This is a genomic window from Photobacterium toruni, assembly GCF_024529955.1.
Taxonomy (GTDB): domain Bacteria; phylum Pseudomonadota; class Gammaproteobacteria; order Enterobacterales; family Vibrionaceae; genus Photobacterium; species Photobacterium toruni.
Map to the genome: position 1 here is coordinate 698,413 of NZ_AP024854.1, position 18,945 is coordinate 717,357.

14 protein-coding genes and 26 tRNA genes are annotated in these 18,945 nt (G+C 41.1%); 8 read left to right on the forward strand and 32 right to left on the reverse strand.

Annotation, left to right across the window (positions count from 1 at the left end; translation table 11 throughout):
* Positions 1–12: 12 nt before the first annotated feature.
* Positions 13–1,173, forward strand: a complete 1,161-nt coding sequence (locus OC457_RS03485; protein WP_080175899.1) for a 2-octaprenyl-3-methyl-6-methoxy-1,4-benzoquinol hydroxylase — start codon at positions 13–15, stop codon at positions 1,171–1,173.
* 156 nt (positions 1,174–1,329) lie between these two features.
* Here the strand turns inward: OC457_RS03485 and OC457_RS03490 are convergent.
* From OC457_RS03490 to lolB, 31 genes are all read right to left on the reverse strand, one after another.
* Positions 1,330–1,414: transfer RNA gene (locus tag OC457_RS03490), tRNA-Leu, on the reverse strand.
* Positions 1,415–1,449: 35 nt separating this feature from the next.
* Positions 1,450–1,526, reverse strand: a tRNA-Met gene (locus OC457_RS03495).
* A gap of 38 nt (positions 1,527–1,564) precedes the next feature.
* A tRNA-Gln gene (locus OC457_RS03500) sits at positions 1,565–1,639 on the reverse strand.
* A gap of 42 nt (positions 1,640–1,681) precedes the next feature.
* Positions 1,682–1,766, reverse strand: a tRNA-Leu gene (locus OC457_RS03505).
* 81 nt (positions 1,767–1,847) lie between these two features.
* Positions 1,848–1,932 (reverse strand) — tRNA-Leu (locus OC457_RS03510).
* Positions 1,933–1,965: 33 nt separating this feature from the next.
* Positions 1,966–2,040: transfer RNA gene (locus OC457_RS03515), tRNA-Gln, on the reverse strand.
* A gap of 64 nt (positions 2,041–2,104) precedes the next feature.
* A tRNA-Leu gene (locus OC457_RS03520) sits at positions 2,105–2,189 on the reverse strand.
* 75 nt (positions 2,190–2,264) lie between these two features.
* A tRNA-Leu gene (locus OC457_RS03525) sits at positions 2,265–2,349 on the reverse strand.
* Between the two features lie 33 nt (positions 2,350–2,382).
* Positions 2,383–2,457, reverse strand: a tRNA-Gln gene (locus tag OC457_RS03530).
* Between the two features lie 64 nt (positions 2,458–2,521).
* Positions 2,522–2,606, reverse strand: a tRNA-Leu gene (locus OC457_RS03535).
* 75 nt (positions 2,607–2,681) lie between these two features.
* A tRNA-Leu gene (locus tag OC457_RS03540) sits at positions 2,682–2,766 on the reverse strand.
* A 33-nt stretch (positions 2,767–2,799) separates the two neighbouring features.
* Positions 2,800–2,874 (reverse strand) — tRNA-Gln (locus OC457_RS03545).
* Positions 2,875–2,938: 64 nt separating this feature from the next.
* Positions 2,939–3,023: transfer RNA gene (locus tag OC457_RS03550), tRNA-Leu, on the reverse strand.
* A gap of 83 nt (positions 3,024–3,106) precedes the next feature.
* Positions 3,107–3,183 (reverse strand) — tRNA-Met (locus OC457_RS03555).
* A gap of 38 nt (positions 3,184–3,221) precedes the next feature.
* A tRNA-Gln gene (locus tag OC457_RS03560) sits at positions 3,222–3,296 on the reverse strand.
* A gap of 43 nt (positions 3,297–3,339) precedes the next feature.
* A tRNA-Leu gene (locus OC457_RS03565) sits at positions 3,340–3,424 on the reverse strand.
* A gap of 49 nt (positions 3,425–3,473) precedes the next feature.
* Positions 3,474–3,550: transfer RNA gene (locus tag OC457_RS03570), tRNA-Met, on the reverse strand.
* Between the two features lie 62 nt (positions 3,551–3,612).
* Positions 3,613–3,687, reverse strand: a tRNA-Gln gene (locus tag OC457_RS03575).
* A 64-nt stretch (positions 3,688–3,751) separates the two neighbouring features.
* Positions 3,752–3,836, reverse strand: a tRNA-Leu gene (locus OC457_RS03580).
* Between the two features lie 75 nt (positions 3,837–3,911).
* Positions 3,912–3,996 (reverse strand) — tRNA-Leu (locus tag OC457_RS03585).
* A gap of 33 nt (positions 3,997–4,029) precedes the next feature.
* Positions 4,030–4,104: transfer RNA gene (locus tag OC457_RS03590), tRNA-Gln, on the reverse strand.
* Positions 4,105–4,168: 64 nt separating this feature from the next.
* Positions 4,169–4,253 (reverse strand) — tRNA-Leu (locus OC457_RS03595).
* 83 nt (positions 4,254–4,336) lie between these two features.
* Positions 4,337–4,413, reverse strand: a tRNA-Met gene (locus tag OC457_RS03600).
* 38 nt (positions 4,414–4,451) lie between these two features.
* Positions 4,452–4,526 (reverse strand) — tRNA-Gln (locus OC457_RS03605).
* 43 nt (positions 4,527–4,569) lie between these two features.
* Positions 4,570–4,654: transfer RNA gene (locus tag OC457_RS03610), tRNA-Leu, on the reverse strand.
* Positions 4,655–4,703: 49 nt separating this feature from the next.
* A tRNA-Met gene (locus tag OC457_RS03615) sits at positions 4,704–4,780 on the reverse strand.
* Between the two features lie 304 nt (positions 4,781–5,084).
* Positions 5,085–6,176 carry a redox-regulated ATPase YchF gene (gene ychF / locus OC457_RS03620; protein ID WP_080175900.1) on the reverse strand — a complete coding sequence of 364 codons (1,092 nt, stop codon included), beginning with the start codon at positions 6,174–6,176 and terminating at the stop codon, positions 5,085–5,087.
* Positions 6,177–6,270: 94 nt separating this feature from the next.
* Positions 6,271–6,861 carry an aminoacyl-tRNA hydrolase gene (gene pth / locus OC457_RS03625; protein WP_080175901.1) on the reverse strand — a complete coding sequence of 197 codons (591 nt, stop codon included), beginning with the start codon at positions 6,859–6,861 and terminating at the stop codon, positions 6,271–6,273.
* A 236-nt stretch (positions 6,862–7,097) separates the two neighbouring features.
* Positions 7,098–8,045 carry a ribose-phosphate pyrophosphokinase gene (locus tag OC457_RS03630; protein ID WP_045038697.1) on the reverse strand — a complete coding sequence of 316 codons (948 nt, stop codon included), beginning with the start codon at positions 8,043–8,045 and terminating at the stop codon, positions 7,098–7,100.
* 32 nt (positions 8,046–8,077) lie between these two features.
* Positions 8,078–8,956: a 4-(cytidine 5'-diphospho)-2-C-methyl-D-erythritol kinase gene (gene ispE, locus OC457_RS03635; RefSeq protein ID WP_080175902.1), complete on the reverse strand. Its 879-nt coding sequence runs from the start codon at positions 8,954–8,956 to the stop codon at positions 8,078–8,080.
* 51 nt (positions 8,957–9,007) lie between these two features.
* The gene (gene lolB, locus OC457_RS03640; RefSeq protein WP_080175903.1) at positions 9,008–9,679 is read right to left on the reverse strand and encodes a lipoprotein insertase outer membrane protein LolB; all 672 of its coding nucleotides are present in this window, start codon (positions 9,677–9,679) and stop codon (positions 9,008–9,010) included.
* Positions 9,680–9,893: 214 nt separating this feature from the next.
* On the opposite strand from lolB, the gene hemA reads away from it, so the two are divergent.
* From hemA to OC457_RS03675, 7 genes are all read left to right on the forward strand, one after another.
* Positions 9,894–11,156: a glutamyl-tRNA reductase gene (hemA, locus tag OC457_RS03645; RefSeq protein WP_080175904.1), complete on the forward strand. Its 1,263-nt coding sequence runs from the start codon at positions 9,894–9,896 to the stop codon at positions 11,154–11,156.
* Between the two features lie 45 nt (positions 11,157–11,201).
* Positions 11,202–12,290 (forward strand): peptide chain release factor 1, encoded by a 1,089-nt coding sequence (gene prfA / locus OC457_RS03650; protein ID WP_080175905.1) that lies wholly within the window; start codon positions 11,202–11,204, stop codon positions 12,288–12,290.
* Complete coding sequence (gene prmC / locus OC457_RS03655) at positions 12,290–13,147, forward strand: peptide chain release factor N(5)-glutamine methyltransferase (protein WP_080175906.1); 858 nt, start codon at positions 12,290–12,292, stop codon at positions 13,145–13,147. Before prfA ends, prmC begins: the two co-directional genes overlap by 1 nt.
* A gap of 2 nt (positions 13,148–13,149) precedes the next feature.
* Positions 13,150–13,530, forward strand: a complete 381-nt coding sequence (locus tag OC457_RS03660) for a SirB2 family protein (RefSeq protein ID WP_080175921.1) — start codon at positions 13,150–13,152, stop codon at positions 13,528–13,530.
* Between the two features lie 13 nt (positions 13,531–13,543).
* Positions 13,544–14,353, forward strand: a complete 810-nt coding sequence (locus OC457_RS03665) for a SirB1 family protein (protein WP_162841696.1) — start codon at positions 13,544–13,546, stop codon at positions 14,351–14,353.
* 14 nt (positions 14,354–14,367) lie between these two features.
* Positions 14,368–15,222, forward strand: coding sequence for a 3-deoxy-8-phosphooctulonate synthase (kdsA, locus tag OC457_RS03670; protein WP_080175907.1), 855 nt, complete (start codon positions 14,368–14,370; stop codon positions 15,220–15,222).
* 284 nt (positions 15,223–15,506) lie between these two features.
* The gene (locus tag OC457_RS03675) at positions 15,507–16,766 is read left to right on the forward strand and encodes an HAAAP family serine/threonine permease (RefSeq protein WP_080175908.1); all 1,260 of its coding nucleotides are present in this window, start codon (positions 15,507–15,509) and stop codon (positions 16,764–16,766) included.
* A 129-nt stretch (positions 16,767–16,895) separates the two neighbouring features.
* Here the strand turns inward: OC457_RS03675 and OC457_RS03680 are convergent, their stop codons facing one another.
* Positions 16,896–18,779 (reverse strand): methyl-accepting chemotaxis protein, encoded by a 1,884-nt coding sequence (locus tag OC457_RS03680; protein WP_080175909.1) that lies wholly within the window; start codon positions 18,777–18,779, stop codon positions 16,896–16,898.
* Positions 18,780–18,945: the final 166 nt, after the last annotated feature.

Sequence of the window (18,945 nt, forward strand, 5' to 3'; positions counted from 1 at the left end):
GTAGGTAAAGGTATGGAACAATATGATGTCATTGTTGCTGGTGGCGGAATGGTGGGAGCTGCTGCCGCGATTGGTCTAGCCCAACAAGGACTCGATGTGGCAGTAATAGAAGGCTATGCGCCACAGCCATTTATGTCAGCACAAGCAATGGATTTACGTGTTTCGGCTATTTCTCCTCGTTCAGTGGCTTTATTAGAACAATTAGGTGCATGGCAGGCTGTAATGATGATGCGTTTATGTCCTTTTAAGCGCCTAGAAACGTGGGATAACCCTGATTGTCGCACGCGATTTAATGCTGATGAAATGCAATTACAACAATTAGGTTATATTGTTGAAAATCGTGTAATTCAATTAGCGCTATGGCAGCAATTTGAGCAATACGACAATATTTCCCTATTATGTCCAGCAACGATGGTGGCTGCGACTGCGATTGATGACGGCTATCAAATTGAATTAGATGATGGTTCACTGCTTAATTGTGGTTTATTAATTGGTGCTGATGGCGCTAACTCTCAAGTACGTCAGCAGGTTAATATTGGAATCACGGCGTGGGATTATCGTCAGCATTGTATGCTAATTAATATTACGACGCAGTTACCACAACAAGACATTACTTGGCAGCAGTTTACTCCGGCAGGGCCGCGGTCATTTTTACCCTTACCAGGTCATCAGGGATCGTTGGTTTGGTATGACAGCCCAGCGCGTATTCGTCAACTATCTGCCATGCCTGCTACTCAATTACAGGCTGAAATTAAGGCAACATTTCCACCTGAGTTAGGCGAGTTTACGGTATTGAATCATGGCAGTTTTCCGTTAACCCGTCGCCATGCACAAACATACTATAAACCGAATGTGGTGTTATTAGGTGATGCTGCGCATACGATTAATCCATTAGCAGGTCAAGGGGTTAACTTAGGTTTTAAAGATGTCGGCTGTTTATTAGAAAAAATCAGTCAAGCGGGTAATGATTGGCAACAGCAACAAGTATTGGCTAATTATGAGCGTTGTCGTCGTCCTGATAATTTAATGATGCAAACAGGAATGGATTTTTTCTACACTACATTTAGCAATAATATTGGACCATTAAAGTTACTGCGAAATGTTGGTTTACGGGTTGCAGATCATTCTGGTGGTCTAAAAAAACAGCTACTGAAATATGCGATGGGGATATAGCGATAGTATTAAATGTTTTTACGATAAATAAACGACAAAAAAGCCGAGTAAAATTAATTACTCGGCTTTTTTTGTATTCTTTTATCAGTATTAGTCATTTATTAATGGCTATATTACAGATAAAAGAAAACCTACTCAAAGAGTAGGTCTCTAATATGGTGCGGAAGGAGAGACTTGAACTCTCACACCTTACGGCGCTAGAACCTAAATCTAGTGCGTCTACCAATTCCGCCACTTCCGCAAATTTTTATCTCTTTGATGATTATCAAAAGAGAATGGTGGCTACGACGGGATTCGAACCTGTGACCCCATCATTATGAGTGATGTGCTCTAACCAACTGAGCTACGTAGCCAACATAGAATACTGAAATAAATCAATATTCTTAAAGAGTGGCAGGTCTACCTGGATTCGAACCAGGGTATGACGGCATCAAAAGCCGTTGCCTTACCGCTTGGCGATAGACCTACAATGCTTATTTTCATAAGACTTTTCACAAACTAGAGTAAATGGTGCGGAAGGAGAGACTTGAACTCTCACACCTTGCGGCGCCAGAACCTAAATCTGGTGCGTCTACCAATTCCGCCACTTCCGCATATTGTCAGTTATAAATAACTGTATTTCTCTAGTGTATTGTTTAAATCAGTAATTGGTAAAAAGCCGATTTAAAGAATAATGGTGCGGAAGGAGAGACTTGAACTCTCACACCTTACGGCGCTAGAACCTAAATCTAGTGCGTCTACCAATTCCGCCACTTCCGCAATGATTAACTGTCGCAACAATTAATCTAAATATGGCAGGTCTACCTGGATTCGAACCAGGGTATGACGGCATCAAAAGCCGTTGCCTTACCGCTTGGCGATAGACCTACAGTGCTTATTTTCATAAGCGTTGCTTGTTGGGTAGTAACAAGACTTTTTAAATCAGAGAGAATGGTGCGGAAGGAGAGACTTGAACTCTCACACCTTGCGGCGCCAGAACCTAAATCTGGTGCGTCTACCAATTCCGCCACTTCCGCATATTGTCAGTTACGAATAACTGTTGTTTCTCTGATTGTATTATTCACATTAACCGCAGTTAAGATGAAGAATAATGGTGCGGAAGGAGAGACTTGAACTCTCACACCTTACGGCGCTAGAACCTAAATCTAGTGCGTCTACCAATTCCGCCACTTCCGCAATGATTAACTGTCGCAACAATTAATCTAAATATGGCAGGTCTACCTGGATTCGAACCAGGGTATGACGGCATCAAAAGCCGTTGCCTTACCGCTTGGCGATAGACCTACAGTGCTTATTTTCATAAGCGTTGCTTGTTGGGTAGTAACAAGACTTTTTAAATCAGAGAGAATGGTGCGGAAGGAGAGACTTGAACTCTCACACCTTGCGGCGCCAGAACCTAAATCTGGTGCGTCTACCAATTCCGCCACTTCCGCATATTGTCAGTTACGAATAACTGTTGTTTCTCTGATTGTATTATTCACATTAACCGCAGTTAAGATGAAGAATAATGGTGCGGAAGGAGAGACTTGAACTCTCACACCTTACGGCGCTAGAACCTAAATCTAGTGCGTCTACCAATTCCGCCACTTCCGCAATGATTAACTGTCGCAACAATTAATCTAAATATGGCAGGTCTACCTGGATTCGAACCAGGGTATGACGGCATCAAAAGCCGTTGCCTTACCGCTTGGCGATAGACCTACAGTGCTTATTCACATAAGCGTTGCTTGTTGGGTAGTAACAAGACTTTTTAAATCAGAGAGAATGGTGCGGAAGGAGAGACTTGAACTCTCACACCTTACGGCGCTAGAACCTAAATCTAGTGCGTCTACCAATTCCGCCACTTCCGCATATTGTCAGTTATAAATAACTGTTGTTCTCTGATCGTATTTTTCAATTTAAGTATAGGTAAATACTTATATTGAAGAATAAATGGTGGCTACGACGGGATTCGAACCTGTGACCCCATCATTATGAGTGATGTGCTCTAACCAACTGAGCTACGTAGCCAACATAGAATACTGAAATAAATCAATATTCTTAAAGAGTGGCAGGTCTACCTGGATTCGAACCAGGGTATGACGGCATCAAAAGCCGTTGCCTTACCGCTTGGCGATAGACCTACAGTGTGCTTTTTCAAGCTATCTCTCAACTCTATTGAGAGAATGGTGCGGAAGGAGAGACTTGAACTCTCACACCTTGCGGCGCTAGAACCTAAATCTAGTGCGTCTACCAATTCCGCCACTTCCGCATTTTATCAATGCTTAACATTGACTTTCAATCTTATAATAAAATTGAAATGGTGGCTACGACGGGATTCGAACCTGTGACCCCATCATTATGAGTGATGTGCTCTAACCAACTGAGCTACGTAGCCGATTTTAAAATACCGATTAACAATTGTCTATAAAACGAAGGTTAACCAATACTTTTAAATAATGGCAGGTCTACCTGGATTCGAACCAGGGTATGACGGCATCAAAAGCCGTTGCCTTACCGCTTGGCGATAGACCTACAGTGCTTATTTATATAAGCGTTGCTTGTTGGGTAGTAACAAGACTTTTCAAATCAGAGAGAATGGTGCGGAAGGAGAGACTTGAACTCTCACACCTTGCGGCGCCAGAACCTAAATCTGGTGCGTCTACCAATTCCGCCACTTCCGCATATTGTCAGTTACGAATAACTGTTGTTTCTCTGATTGTATTATTCACATTAACCGCAGTTAAGATGAAGAATAATGGTGCGGAAGGAGAGACTTGAACTCTCACACCTTACGGCGCTAGAACCTAAATCTAGTGCGTCTACCAATTCCGCCACTTCCGCAATGATTAACTGTCGCAACAATTAATCTAAATATGGCAGGTCTACCTGGATTCGAACCAGGGTATGACGGCATCAAAAGCCGTTGCCTTACCGCTTGGCGATAGACCTACAGTGCTTATTCACATAAGCGTTGCTTGTTGGGTAGTAACAAGACTTTTTAAATCAGAGAGAATGGTGCGGAAGGAGAGACTTGAACTCTCACACCTTACGGCGCTAGAACCTAAATCTAGTGCGTCTACCAATTCCGCCACTTCCGCATATTGTCAGTTATAAATAACTGTTGTTCTCTGATCGTATTTTTCAATTTAAGTATAGGTAAATACTTATATTGAAGAATAAATGGTGGCTACGACGGGATTCGAACCTGTGACCCCATCATTATGAGTGATGTGCTCTAACCAACTGAGCTACGTAGCCAACATAGAATACTGAAATAAATCAATATTCTTAAAGAGTGGCAGGTCTACCTGGATTCGAACCAGGGTATGACGGCATCAAAAGCCGTTGCCTTACCGCTTGGCGATAGACCTACAGTGTGCTTTTTCAAGCTATCTCTCAACTCTATTGAGAGAATGGTGCGGAAGGAGAGACTTGAACTCTCACACCTTGCGGCGCTAGAACCTAAATCTAGTGCGTCTACCAATTCCGCCACTTCCGCATTTTATCAATGCTTAACATTGACTTTCAATCTTATAATAAAATTGAAATGGTGGCTACGACGGGATTCGAACCTGTGACCCCATCATTATGAGTGATGTGCTCTAACCAACTGAGCTACGTAGCCATTTTGTTTTCAACAGCCACCGCTCTTAGTGAGCCGCTTCGTTGGGAACGGGGCGCATTATGCTCATACCAGCTAAAACCGTCAATAGTTTTTTTTGAAAAACAGCGAAAATTCGTTTGTTCGTCGGTTATTTGGGCGAAGTGGGCGAATCACAAACTGAAATATGATTTGTCAGCTATCAATAATTAAAACTGTGACTTAGCGCGAGTTTATTTTTAAGGTTGTAAATATAAAAAATAAGCCAGCGCAAGGCTGGCTTATTCATCAATTCATCGTTATATCAATAAAAATTGACTAGCAACGATTATACGTTGAAGCGGAAATGGACGACATCACCATCTTTAACGATGTAATCTTTGCCTTCTAGACGCCATTTACCTGCATCTTTTGCTGCTGATTCGCCACCGCACTCAATGTAATCGTTGTAACCAATAACTTCTGCGCGAATAAAGCCCTTTTCAAAGTCAGTGTGGATCACACCTGCAGCTTTTGGTGCTGTTGCGCCAACAGGGATTGTCCATGCACGTACTTCTTTAACACCAGCTGTGAAGTAAGTTTGTAGTGACAGTAGTTCATAACCAGAACGAATAACACGGTTAAGACCTGGTTCTTCGATACCCATGTCAGCTAAGAACTCTTCACGATCTTCATCGTCAAGTTCTGCGATTTCAGATTCCATTGCCGCACAAATAGGCACAACAATAGCGTTTTCTGTTGCAGCACGCTCAATAACTTTGTCTAGGAATGGGTTATTTTCAAAACCGTCATCATTAACGTTAGCAATGTACATTGTTGGCTTTAGCGTTAAGAAGTGCAGGTAATCTACCGCTGCTTTTTCTTCTTTACTTAGTTCCATTGAACGTAGCATTTCACCATCAGTTAATACTGGCAGCATTTTTTCTAATACTTTGATCTCAAACTTAGCATCGTTATCACCACCTTTAGCACGCTTAGCTAAACGGAAAATAGCGCGCTCACACGTATCAAGGTCAGCCATTGCTAATTCAAGGTTGATGATATCGATATCTTCAAGAGGGTCAATACGGCCAGCAACGTGAACGATGTTGTCATTTTCAAAACAACGAACAACGTGACCAATAGCATCAGTTTCACGAATGTTAGCAAGGAACTTGTTACCAAGACCTTCACCTTTAGACGCACCAGCAACAAGGCCTGCGATGTCTACAAATTCCATTGTGGTTGGCAGAATACGCTCTGGTTTAACGAAGACTGCTAATGCATCCATGCGAGGATCTGGCACAGGTACAACACCTGTATTTGGCTCGATAGTACAGAATGGGAAGTTAGCTGCTTCGATGCCTGCTTTTGTTAAGGCATTGAACAGTGTTGACTTACCAACGTTTGGTAGACCTACGATACCGCATTTAAAACCCATGGCTTGTAACCCTTTTGGTGATTATTTTGTAACAACTCAATTATAGTGCTCAACACTGAGCCCATAACGACGAAGTAGTCCTGTTGCCAGTACGCTACTCCGCCTTGAATGAATGAAGACGATTTTGTGCCTTACTGAGGCCGTCTTTTAGAAGCACATCAATACAGCGTACTGATTCATCAACAACGGCATTAATCAGTTCTTGTTCTTTGACTGGTGCTTTGCCTAGCACGTAGTCAGCGACTTTATTTTTATCGCCAGGGTGGCCAATGGCTATCCTTAGACGATAGAAATCTTTGTTGTTGCCCATTTTGCTAATGATATCACGCAAGCCATTATGACCGCCGTGACCACCGCCTTTTTTAAATTTGGCAACACCAGGAGATAAGTCGAGTTCATCATGCGCAACTAAAATTTCTTCCGGTTTAATTTGGAAAAAATTAGCGAGGGCTGATACTGACTTACCTGATAAATTCATGAATGTGGTTGGGATCAACAAGCGGAGATCTTGACCATTGGTTGTGATCCTGCCAGTTAGACCAAAATATTTCGGATCCATACGTAGGGTAACGTTATGGATTCTAGCTAGTTCTTCAACAACCCATGCACCAGCATTATGACGGGTTTTTGCATACTCTTGACCAGGGTTTGCCAGGCCAACAAGTAACCGAATATTATTACTCACGCTTGTCTCTCTTGTCATATAGCAGTAGTGATAGCGTTTTGTGATGACCATTGTAATGGTTAAACCGAGCAATAGTCGGGTTCAAAACGCGCGCTATATTATACTAAATCAAGTGAAATTGATACGACTCTGCGGTGATCGGGTTTTTTAACAGTTGATAAAAAATAAAACGCCCCGCAAAAGCGAGGCGTTGGTTTTTATTTAGCTGAGATAAATCTCATTCTAATCAAATGTGATTAGTGTTCAAACATCGCAGAAATTGATTCTTCGTTGCTGATACGACGAATCGCTTCAGCTAGCATGCCTGACAGCGTAAGAACTGAAACCTTACCTGTTGCAGCAATTTCTTTTGTTAGTGGAATTGAGTCAGTCACAATGATTTCATCAATTACAGATTCAGTGATGTTTTGCAGTGCACTACCAGAGAATACTGGGTGAGTTGCGTATGCAAATACACGTTTAGCACCACGTTCTTTTAATGCTTCAGCTGCTTTACACAGTGTGCCACCAGTGTCGATCATGTCATCAACGATAATACAATCGCGACCTTCAACATCACCGATTAGGTGCATAACTTGAGAAACGTTAGCACGTGGGCGGCGCTTATCGATGATAGCAATATCAGTATCATCTAGTAGCTTAGCAATGGCACGAGCACGTACAACACCGCCAATATCAGGAGAGACAACAACAGGATCTTGTAGATTTTTCGCTAACATATCTTCTAGTAGTACAGGGCTACCAAATACGTTATCGACAGGAACGTCGAAGAAACCTTGGATTTGTTCAGCGTGTAGATCAACCGTTAATACGCGGTCAACACCTACATTAGAAAGGAAGTCAGCAACAACTTTGGCAGTGATTGGCACACGAGCAGAGCGTACACGACGATCTTGACGCGCATAACCGAAGTATGGAATCACAGCAGTAATACGACCTGCAGAAGCACGACGTAATGCATCGATCATAACAACCAGTTCCATTAGGTTGTCGTTAGTGGGTGCACAAGTTGATTGAATAATGAATACGTCGCTACCACGCACGTTTTCATTAATTTGCACACATACTTCACCATCGGAGAAACGGTCAACCGTTGCGTCTCCTAATGAAATATAAAGACGATCAGCGATGCGTTGGGCTAGTTCTGGTGTAGCGTTACCAGCAAACAGCTTCATATCAGGCACGGTGTAAACCTCAGGTTGCGTCCAAGTTGTAATTACTGACAATCCATAGAATATGTGGCTAGCGTTGTCATCAAAGGAGATACGTTAACACCTTTTGCGACAAATCCCTGGAGCCAGTCAGGTAAATTATTCAAAATGTCATTAGCATTTTGCTCTGTGTCACATTCTGCAAACACACAAGCGCCAGTACCAGTTAATCTTGACGGTGCATATTCTAACAGCCATGAAAGCGCCTGATCAACCTCGGGATTAAGACTTCTTACAATTTTTTCGCAATCGTTTTCGTAAACCCCGCGTAATAAGGCATCTAAGCTACGTTTTTGAGTATTACGTGGTAGTTGCGGATGGTTGAAAATTTCAGCAGTTGCGACGCTAATATCGGGTTTAGCGATGAGATACCATTTTTCTTGTGGTAATGCAGGGTATAATTTTTCACCAATTCCTTCAGCGAATGCACTGTGGCCACGAACAAAAACGGGCACATCAGCTCCTAGTTTTAAACCGATAGTGGCAAGTTCATCTACAGATAAATTCGTTTGCCATAAAAAATTCAATGCAACTAAGGTGGTAGCTGCATTGGATGAACCACCGCCTAAGCCGCCTCCCATTGGTAAAATTTTATCAATGTGGATTTCAGCGCCAAAGTTAACTTGCGCTGCTTGGCGTAAAGCAATAGCTGCGCGATAAATTAAATTATCTTTGGTAGCCACACCTGTAATAGCCGGTGTCAGGGTAATTTCATGATCTTGACGGGCTGTGATGGTTAACGTGTCACCATAATCAACAAACTGAAATAACGTTTGTAAGTCGTGATAACCATTATCTCGCTGACCTGTAATATAGAGAAAAAGGTTGAGTTTTGCAGGTGCAGGCCACTGAGTGGCAATATTAAATTTGGGGGTGTTGTTCATGAAAATAGCTCATTATTACGTGAATTTAAGATATTAATAAATCAGGGATTATTACTTAGTTTTCCACTGAGATACTTTTATTTTTATGGTTAAATTCCCTTGTTTTAAGGTCATTAGTGTTGGCAATGATGGTACTTGAGTATTGTCATAAGTACTGTAATGCATTTCCCACGTGCGACCGGCTATCTTTTTGGTTAAAAAAGCGACTTGGTCATTTTTATTGAGTAAGTAATTATCAGCTCCCGTAGGTAAGCCGATTAACCAATCTTGCATTTGCTGTAATGGTAAGCTAATACCTGTGAGTTGTTGTACGAGTTGTGCCGCATCAGTGCCATGGTAGGTTTTACCATCAGGAGCGATTAGCGTTACTGCATTAGGGTGAGCATCTAATTTAAGGACTGTTTTATACATTTTGGTTAAAATTAGCTGGTAATCATCAGCTTGGTTTTGCCAATTAAAGGTAAGTGTTACTCGTTGTTGGGGGCTGATATAACCAAATACACCTTGAGCATGATAATTAGTTAGCTGTTGCAACTGAGCTTGGTGAAGTGTCCAGTCTGCTTTATGGGTGATGGTTGGTTGTTGAGCACAGCCTGAAAGTAGTGATAACGATAAAGCGAAAAAAGGGAAAAGCCATTTTTTTGAGGAGGCGATCACTGTTTTGGGCAAGGTTGGCTTTATTGGCACTGAGGCGGTGTTTTTAACAATAGTACGCAATATCATCGTAAGGGATCTCTATCAGAGTGAGTCAAAACAATAGCGATAATTTAATCGAAAGCCAAATTATAACCCTTAATGGCACTAATTAGATGGCTAAAAAACGATAAAAATGGTGTCATTACTGATTGATTGCGTCTGTTGCCTTTTATTACGACATGGCATCAAGTAAAATCTGCTCCTTAGATTTTTTCACTGCCAAAGTGGGTATACTGTTTCCATGACCTTGCTTGCATTAGGAATCAACCACAAAACAGCTTCTGTTGATTTGCGTGAGAAGGTAGCTTTTTCTCCTGAAAAACTGTCTTTGGCACTGCAGGAGCTTAAAAACCATCCTGAGGTATCGAGTGCGGTTATTGTATCTACATGCAACCGTACCGAAGTTTACTGTGAATTATCACAGTCAGGACCGGGTGTGATTATTGACTGGTTGACCAAATTTCATCAGATCACAGCCGAAGAATTGATGCCAAGCCTGTATTTTCATGAACAACAAGCTGCGGCACGCCATTTAATGCGTGTTGCGTGCGGGTTAGATTCATTAGTATTAGGTGAACCACAAATCCTAGGACAGGTGAAGCAGTCTTATTCGGAATCAAAAGACAATGGAATTGTGGTTGGTACCTTAGAAAAATTGTTTCAAAAAACATTTACGGTTGCAAAGCGAGTACGCACTGAAACCGATATTGGCGGTAATGCGGTATCTGTCGCTTACGCTGCATGTTCGTTGGCTAGACAAATTTTTGAAGCTTTATCCGGTGTGACAATGCTGCTTATTGGAGCTGGGGAAACCATTGAATTGGTTGCCCGTCATGCTGCTGAACAAGGCTGTAACCGTTTAATTGTTGCCAATAGAACCCGTGAGCGAGCGGTTAATCTCGCGCGAGAATTTAGTGCTGAGGTGATAGGTTTAGAAGAAATTCCAGAACATCTTCATCGTGCTGATATTGTCATTAGTTCTACCGCAAGTCCCTTACCTATTGTGGGTAAAGGCATGGTAGAAACCGCATTAAAACAGCGCCGCAATCAGCCAATGTTATTTGTTGATATTGCTGTACCACGTGATATTGAATCACAGGTTGGCGATCTGAATGATGTGTATTTATATTCTGTTGATGATCTGCATTCGATTGTCGAGAAAAATCGTGAGCAACGAAAAGTCGCTGCGATTCAAGCTGAGGCGATAATAACTGAAGAAAGCATTGCCTTTGTACAGTGGTTACGTTCACTGGAAGCGGTTGATAGTATCCGTGACTATCGTCAATATGCTGAAGCAATAAAACATGAGCTGTTACAACGCAGCTTACAAGCAATCGCCAATGGCACCGATCCTGAAAGAGCCTTGGTAGAATTGAGCAATAAACTGACCAATAAGCTTATCCACGCTCCGACTAAAGCCATGCAACAGGTTGCCAAAGATGGTGAATCTGACAAATTGGTTGTGATCCGTGAAGCACTCGGGCTGGATTCCTATAACGATTAGCAGTTGATGGCCTTGGTCGTCACTCCGCATCCTAATTAGAAGATTATGAAACAATCAATTTTAGTTAAATTAGAAACTCTGGTTGAACGTTATGAAGAAGTTCAACATTTATTGGGTGATCCTAGTGTTCTTAGTGATCAAAATCGATTCCGTGCATTATCGAAAGAATATTCTCAGCTAGAAGAAGTGACCAAGTGTTTCCAAGCTTACCAACAAGCAAAAGAAGATCTTGAAGCTGCTGAAGAAATGGCACAAGAAGATGATGCTGAAATGCGTGAAATGGCGCAAGAAGAAATCAAAGATGCGAAAGCTGAAATTGAACGTTTAGCCGATGAGTTACAACTATTATTGATTCCTAAAGATCCTAATGATGATCGTAACTGTTTTGTTGAAATTCGTGCAGGTGCGGGTGGTGATGAAGCTGGTATTTTTGCCGGTGACCTATTCCGTATGTACAGTAAATATGCAGAACGTCGCGGTTGGCGTATCGAGATCATCAGTGAAAACCGTTCAGAGCAAGGCGGTTATAAAGAGATGATCGCAAAAGTTAACGGCGATGGTGCTTATGGCGTTCTAAAATTTGAGTCAGGCGGTCACCGTGTACAACGTGTACCTGCTACTGAATCTCAAGGCCGAGTGCATACTTCTGCTTGTACGATTGCAATTTTACCTGAAATTCCAGAAGCGGAAATTCCAGAAATTAATGCGGGTGATTTACGTATTGATACTTTCCGTTCATCAGGCGCGGGTGGTCAGCACGTAAACACCACTGACTCTGCTATTCGTATTACTCACTTACCAACAGGTATTGTGGTTGAGTGTCAAGATGAACGTTCACAGCACAAAAACAAAGCGAAAGCAATGTCAGTGCTAGCGGCTCGTATCATCAAAGCTGAAGAAGAACGCCGCCATGAAGCAGAAGCAAGTACTCGTCGTAACTTGTTAGGTTCAGGTGATCGTTCTGACCGTATTCGTACTTATAACTACCCACAAGGCCGAGTTTCTGATCACCGTATCACGCTAACACTTTACCGTTTGAACGAAGTGATGGAAGGTGACTTAGATTCATTAATTCAGCCTGTATTTACTGAATATCAAGCTGATCAGCTTGCTGCAATGGCTGAGCAAAACTAATGCCACGTAGCATTGAATGTCTATTACAACAGACCAGTGCTCAACTTGTAACTGCGGGCTCTAATAGCCCGCAGTTAGACAGTGTAGTATTGCTATGTCATGTATTAGATAAACCGCGCAGTTACTTGCTAACATGGCCAGAAAAACAACTTGATGATTCGCAATTTGAGATGTTTTCTACATTATTAGCTCGTCGAATAGCGGGAGAGCCGATTGCATATATTGTTGGTGAACGTGAATTTTGGTCACTGCCGTTAAAAGTATCACCATCAACATTAATTCCTCGCCCTGATACTGAAAGACTGGTTGAATTAGCACTTGAAAAAATCCCTCTAGGTAAGTGTCAGGTACTTGATTTAGGTACAGGAACGGGCGCAATAGCACTGGCTATCGCATCTGAACGAACAGACATAATGGTTACAGGCATTGATTTACGTCCAGAAGCTGTAGCCTTAGCCACTGAAAATAGCCAACGATTAACGATTACTAATAGTTGTTTTTTAAGTGGTAGTTGGTACACACCACTAACACTTCAACCACAATTTGCGGTTATTGTTAGTAACCCACCTTATATTGATGAAGCTGATCCTCATTTAATTGAAGGCGATGTACGTTTTGAACCTAAAAGTGCATTAGTTGCAGAAGATAATGGCTTGGCTGATATTCGACTTATCAGTGAACAAGGACGCCAATATTTATCGCCTAATGGTTGGTTATTGATGGAGCATGGTTTTGAACAAGGTGCTGCCGTTCGAACTATTCTTGAGCAATTAGGTTATGTACAGGTGTCAACAAGTCAGGATTATGCTGGGCTTGATCGTGTAACAATGGGCTGCTGGTTAGGAGATCATTTGTAATGATGTACATGGCAATGAAACATATTCACCTTACTGCGATTGCGTTAAGTGTCTTATTGTTTGTCGCGCGCTATATAATGGTGATGGCAAACTCAACAATGATTCAGAAAAAATTCTTTAAAATTACGCCTCATATCATTGATACGATCATGTTAGCGTCAGGCGTTGCATTAATTTTTATTACTGGATTTATGCCATTTACTGCGGGTAATGGCTGGCTAACCGAAAAATTAACCTGTGTTTTTGCTTATATCGCATTGGGCTATTTCACACTTCATCATGGTAAGAATAAAGTCTTTAAGACGTTTGCCTTTTTAGGTGCAATTGGTTGGTTAGTATTAGCGGCACAATTAGCAATCACTAAAACATCCATCTTAGGCTAATGCAGGTAATATCATGATGCCATTTAACGAACAAGAGCTTAATCAAATGCCATTAGTTGATGGTGCGATTGCTTTTATGGCTGAAGTCGAGACTGATTTCCCTACAACTTGGGTACAGTTACGCTTGACGCAGTTAGCACAAGAAGCCGAACAAACATTAATGGGGGAGGTTAATCCTCGTTTACGTTTAGATGGTTTATTACGACTGTTTTATCATGAGTGGGGCTTTCAGGGCGATCTTCAGCAATATTTTTCATCTGAGAATGCCTTTTTAGATAAAGTATTAGAACGACGTAAAGGGATCCCTGTTAGTTTGGGGGCAATTTTTCTGTATCTTGCGAAGCAGCTTGAATTACCCATTGAAAATGTTGGGTTTCCAACTCAATTTTTATTGAAAGTGGTATGGTCACAAGATGATATTCAATATATCAATCCTTTTGATGGTGAGTTTGTTAGTACTCATATCTTACGGAGTTGGTTTATTGGTCATCGTGGACCATTTGCTGAATTTAAAGCTGAATATCTTGATGCGCAGCAAAATAACGTTATTTTATCGCGTTGGTTAACGGTAATGAAAAGTGCGTTATTACGAGAAGAACAATTTACTGACGCGTTACGCTGCAGTGATTTGGCTCTCATATTAAATCCAGGTGATCCACACGAAATTCGTGATCGGGGTTATATTTACCAGCAACTTGATTGCCTTCATGCGGCTGCAGTTGATTATTCTTATTTTATTGCGCAATGCCCAGAAGATCCTGCAGCAGATTTGCTTAAACTTCAGGTAGATGCTCTATCTGAAGAGCCTCTTACTTTGCACTAGATGAGAAGATAAATATGATGCAACAAAAAATTGTTCGTATTGGTGATATTGATGTTGCTAACGACAAGCCATTTGTACTTTTTGGTGGTATGAATGTATTAGAGTCACGCGACTTAGCAATGAAAATGTGTGAGCATTATGTAGAAGTAACCACTAAACTGGGTATTCCTTTTGTATTTAAAGCGTCTTTTGATAAAGCTAACCGTTCATCAGTGCATTCTTACCGTGGTCCAGGTTTAGAAGAAGGTTTAAAAATCTTCCAAGAACTAAAAGATACCTTTGGTGTGAAAATCATTACTGATATTCATGAAAAAGAACAAGCTCAAGTTGTTGCTGATGTGGTTGATGTGATTCAATTACCAGCTTTTCTTGCTCGCCAAACAGATCTTGTTGAAGCGATGGCAAAAACAGGTGCTGTGATCAATGTGAAAAAACCACAGTTTATGAGCCCAGGTCAAGTGGGTAACATTGTCGAGAAGTTTGCTGAGTGCGATAACCATAATGTGATTCTATGTGAGCGCGGTGTACTGTATGGTTATGATAACCTTGTGGTTGATATGCTAGGTTTTGATGTAATGAAAAAAGCGTCAAACGGTAGCCCAATCATTTTTGATGTAACTCATGCTCTTCAATGTCGTGATCCACTAGGTGCGGCATCAGGTGGTCGTCGTGAGCAAACTATTGATCTTGCGCGCTCTGGTATTGCGACGGGTATTGCTGGTTTATTTATGGAAGCACACCCAACGCCTGATTCTGCGCGTTGTGATGGCCCATCTGCATTCCCGTTAGATAAGCTAGAACCATTCCTTGCACAAATTAAGCAACTTGATGACTTAATTAAAAGTTTTGCACCGATTGAAATCAACTAATTATTGCCGTTGATATAAATTGAGCCCTATGAATTTTATTTGTAGGGCTTTTTTGTGTAAAAATCAAACGATGTTGAAAAAATTGTTTAATTGAAAAATTTGGTTGTTTGTTCTGAATTTAAGTTATAAGTCTGGTTTAATCTGTTGTTAATTACCGCTTTATTAGTGACTGTAGGATATTGAGCTCTGTTATTTTAGGGTGATCTGTGTCACTTTTTTTTTGAGTCTTTGTTGTGCTCGTTCCATACTGATGACCATGTTTTATTAAGTCGCAGTGAGTTACCGTGTCAATATCGCAAGATCTTTCCACATCAGAAGTAAAAACCCTCTCATCGAGTTGGACTAAGCACGATACTAGTTGGATGTTAAGCCTATTTGGAACATCTGTTGGTGCTGGTATTCTATTTTTGCCAATTAATATTGGCTCTGGTGGTTTTTGGTCATTAGTGATCATGGCATTACTCGCGGGACCGATGACATTTTGGGCTCACCGCGGGTTGGCTCGGTTTGTTTTATCATCAACGCAAAAAGATGCAGATTTTACCGATGTGGTTGAAGAACATTTTGGGCAGCGTTATGGGCGTCTTATTTCACTGCTTTATTTTTTGTCTATTTTTCCTATTTTGCTGATTTATGGTGTTGGCTTAACCAATACGGTTGATAGCTTTATGGTGCACCAATTAAATATGGTTCCACCATCACGGGTTTTACTTTCGGGGGGATTAGTGTTTGGTATGATCGCAATTATGCTTGCAGGCGAAAAAACTATGCTGCGAGTATTTAGTATGATTGTGTACCCACTAGCTTTTATTTTAGCGGGTATCTCAATTTATCTGATCCCAAGTTGGCATATGCCTAATTTTAGCCTTAATCAAAGTATTGGTGATTTAAGTGCTTCATTATGGTTGGCAATTCCAGTGGTCGTTTTTGCATTTAGCTATACCCCAGTTGTCTCTGGCTTTGTTAATGCACAACGTCGTCAATATGGTAAACAAGCACACACTAAATCAGAAACAATTTTAAAACGTACATCTGTGATGCTCATTGCGTTTGTACTGTTTTTCGTTTTTTCATGTGTATTAAGCCTAACGCCAGAGCAACTTCAGCAAGCGAAAGTGGATAATGTGTCAGTGTTATCGTATTTAGCTAATGTTGAAGACAGTCCTTTTATTATGATTTTAGGGCCTTTAATTGCTTTTATTGCAATTACATCGTCATTTTTAGGGCATTTCATGGGTGCACGTGAAAGCTTTAATGGTTTGGTTGCTAAACAAACTTCTTTACCGCTAAAGACTATTGATAAGATCGGAATTGTACTGATGTTTATCAGTATTTGGTTTGCAGCGGTGATGAACCCGAGCATTCTTGGCATGATGGAAGCATTGTCAGGGCCTGTTATTGCGATGATTTTATTTTTAATGCCTATGCTGGCGGTATATCACATTGAAAGTTTAAAAATTTATCGTGGAAAAATGAGCACATATTTCATCTTACTGATGGGGTGCTTAGCTGTGGGCGCGATTGTATTTAATATGGTTAAGTAAAGCGGTTGTGCATTAAAGTATAAAAATAATTAAAGTATAAAAATAAAGGCTTACTACTCTGTTTCTAGTTTCAACTAGCAGTAGGGTAGGCAAGCCTTTATTGTTGGTGATTAATGGTATCGCAAATACTTACAGCTTAAATCGATTAATTTCTTGTTGCAGCTCATGCGACAAGGTTGATAGCTCCGCCGCTTGTTTCGCCGCTTCATTAGCCTCTATTGCTAACTCATTTGAGACATCACGAATACCCTCAGTGTTACGAGTAATTTCAGATGTTACCGATGATTGCTCTTCTGCAGCAGAGGCTATTTGTGTTGCCATATCACTAATATTATTTACTGCGGTAGTGATTTGCGACAAGCTAGCTGAAGCTGAATTCGCATCATCAACACTGGTTTCTGCTAAATGACGGCTGTCATCCATGATACCAACTGCTTGGCTGGTGGTCTGTTGTAGCGTTTCTATCATCTGCTGAATTTCTTGAGTGGAAGCATGGGTTCGTTGGCTTAATACTCTTACTTCATCGGCAACAACAGCAAATCCTCGTCCTTGTTCTCCTGCTCGTGCGGCTTCGATAGCCGCATTAAGGGCTAATAAGTTGGTTTGCTCTGCAATACCTTGAATTGTTGAAAGAATGGTATTAATGCTTTGAGCATGGCTGTTTAATTCACTGATAACACCGGTTGCCGTTTCTACTTCTTGAGCAAGACTCGCGATTGATTGCTGGCTTTGGTTTACTTGAATACTGCCGTGGCCTGAAGCAAGCACTGTTTCTTCTGAGGTGCGAGCGGTGTTTTCTGCATTTGAGGCAATTTCATGGGTAGCGGCAGCCATTTCATTAATTGCAGTGGCAACCATATTAATTTCATCTTGTTGAAATTGAATACGAGTACTACGTTCTTCTGCTTGAGAGGCTGTGATATGTGATTGTTGGTTTAAAGTGCTAGATACGAGACTTAAACGCGTCAGCATACTGTGCAGGTTACTCACAAATAAGTTGAAGTTATGTGCTAGTTGACCCACTTCATCATTACTGTGAGGTTCAAGGCGACGGGTTAAATCTCCTTCACCACTTGCAATTTCTGCCAAGGCTGCTGATACTCGATTAAGATCGCGAAATAGGAAATTGACTAATACTGTTAAGAAGACGATCACTAATAACGTGATAATAATGGCTGTGATAATTAATTGTTGCAGTGCTGAATAGTAGTTGGCTTCTTCTGTTGCTCGATCCATTTCTAACGCTAAAATCCAGTCGGTATTAGGCACGTTAGAGAAATAGAACACTTTTTGTTGACCGTTTATCGTTAAGCTTTGTGATTTGTTAGTTGTGATTAGCTGTTCAATATTTGCCAATGTTAGTTGGTTACTGTATTGCGCTAATGGTTTTAGCAGTAATTGTTTATTTGGATGTGCGAGAAATAGACCATCTTGCTTATTAATCAGCATCGCGAAAGCATTATCACCCACATCAAGGCTAATGACATCATTGATTAATTGATCGATGAGTACATCCGCACCTACCACGCCCATCATTTGACCTTTGGTCATCAATGGTTGAGCTATTGTGATTAATAGGGCATTAGTAATTGCATCTTTATAAGCTGTGGTAATGATTTGTTTACCAGTAGTCTGTGCGTCACGATACCAGGGGCGGGTGCGAGGATCATAATCTGCACGATTACGCTCTGGGTGTGAACGCAGCATTGCACCATTAATCGCCCCAAAATAAATATCATCAAAACCACCACTCTTACGTGCTTGCTCTAAAAACATCACACTATTGGGTTGATCATAATAGTTATCAAATGATTGAGTAATTGCACGGCGAATATTTATCCAATCGGCAATCCCTACTGTCGCTGTTGAGGCAATGCTACGGGCCCGCTCCGAGGTACTAGCATGGGTTTCGTTATCAAGTTGTTTTGCTGCTAACCATGTTAACACTGTCGCCATTATGATCACTGCTGATACGCTAGCAATGATCAGTTTTTGTTTGAGTGAAAACTGCATTAGTCCATCTCATTAGTCAAAATATACCTTATAAGAGCAAATTATACCTATTATTACAATTGATTCATTTGTGATTGAAAGTTTTATTTTAAAGTAAGTAAGATATTGATATTTTTTGACTTTTTATTGGCGGTAATGACTGGTGAAAGTGTCATATAATTGACGG

Excerpts from the sequence above, each read along its gene's own strand:
- kdsA (WP_080175907.1), top strand. The coding sequence starts at position 14,368 with ATGATGCAACAAAAAATTGTTCGTATTGGTGATATTGATGTTGCTAAC.
- OC457_RS03660 (WP_080175921.1), top strand. The coding sequence starts at position 13,150 with ATGTACATGGCAATGAAACATATTCACCTTACTGCGATTGCGTTAAGT.
- ispE (WP_080175902.1), bottom strand. The coding sequence starts at position 8,956 with ATGAACAACACCCCCAAATTTAATATTGCCACTCAGTGGCCTGCACCT.
- ychF (WP_080175900.1), bottom strand. The coding sequence starts at position 6,176 with ATGGGTTTTAAATGCGGTATCGTAGGTCTACCAAACGTTGGTAAGTCA.
- OC457_RS03485 (WP_080175899.1), top strand. The coding sequence starts at position 13 with ATGGAACAATATGATGTCATTGTTGCTGGTGGCGGAATGGTGGGAGCT.
- prmC (WP_080175906.1), top strand. The coding sequence starts at position 12,290 with ATGCCACGTAGCATTGAATGTCTATTACAACAGACCAGTGCTCAACTT.
- OC457_RS03680 (WP_080175909.1), bottom strand. The coding sequence starts at position 18,779 with ATGCAGTTTTCACTCAAACAAAAACTGATCATTGCTAGCGTATCAGCA.
- prfA (WP_080175905.1), top strand. The coding sequence starts at position 11,202 with ATGAAACAATCAATTTTAGTTAAATTAGAAACTCTGGTTGAACGTTAT.
- hemA (WP_080175904.1), top strand. The coding sequence starts at position 9,894 with ATGACCTTGCTTGCATTAGGAATCAACCACAAAACAGCTTCTGTTGAT.
- OC457_RS03665 (WP_162841696.1), top strand. The coding sequence starts at position 13,544 with ATGATGCCATTTAACGAACAAGAGCTTAATCAAATGCCATTAGTTGAT.
- lolB (WP_080175903.1), bottom strand. The coding sequence starts at position 9,679 with ATGATATTGCGTACTATTGTTAAAAACACCGCCTCAGTGCCAATAAAG.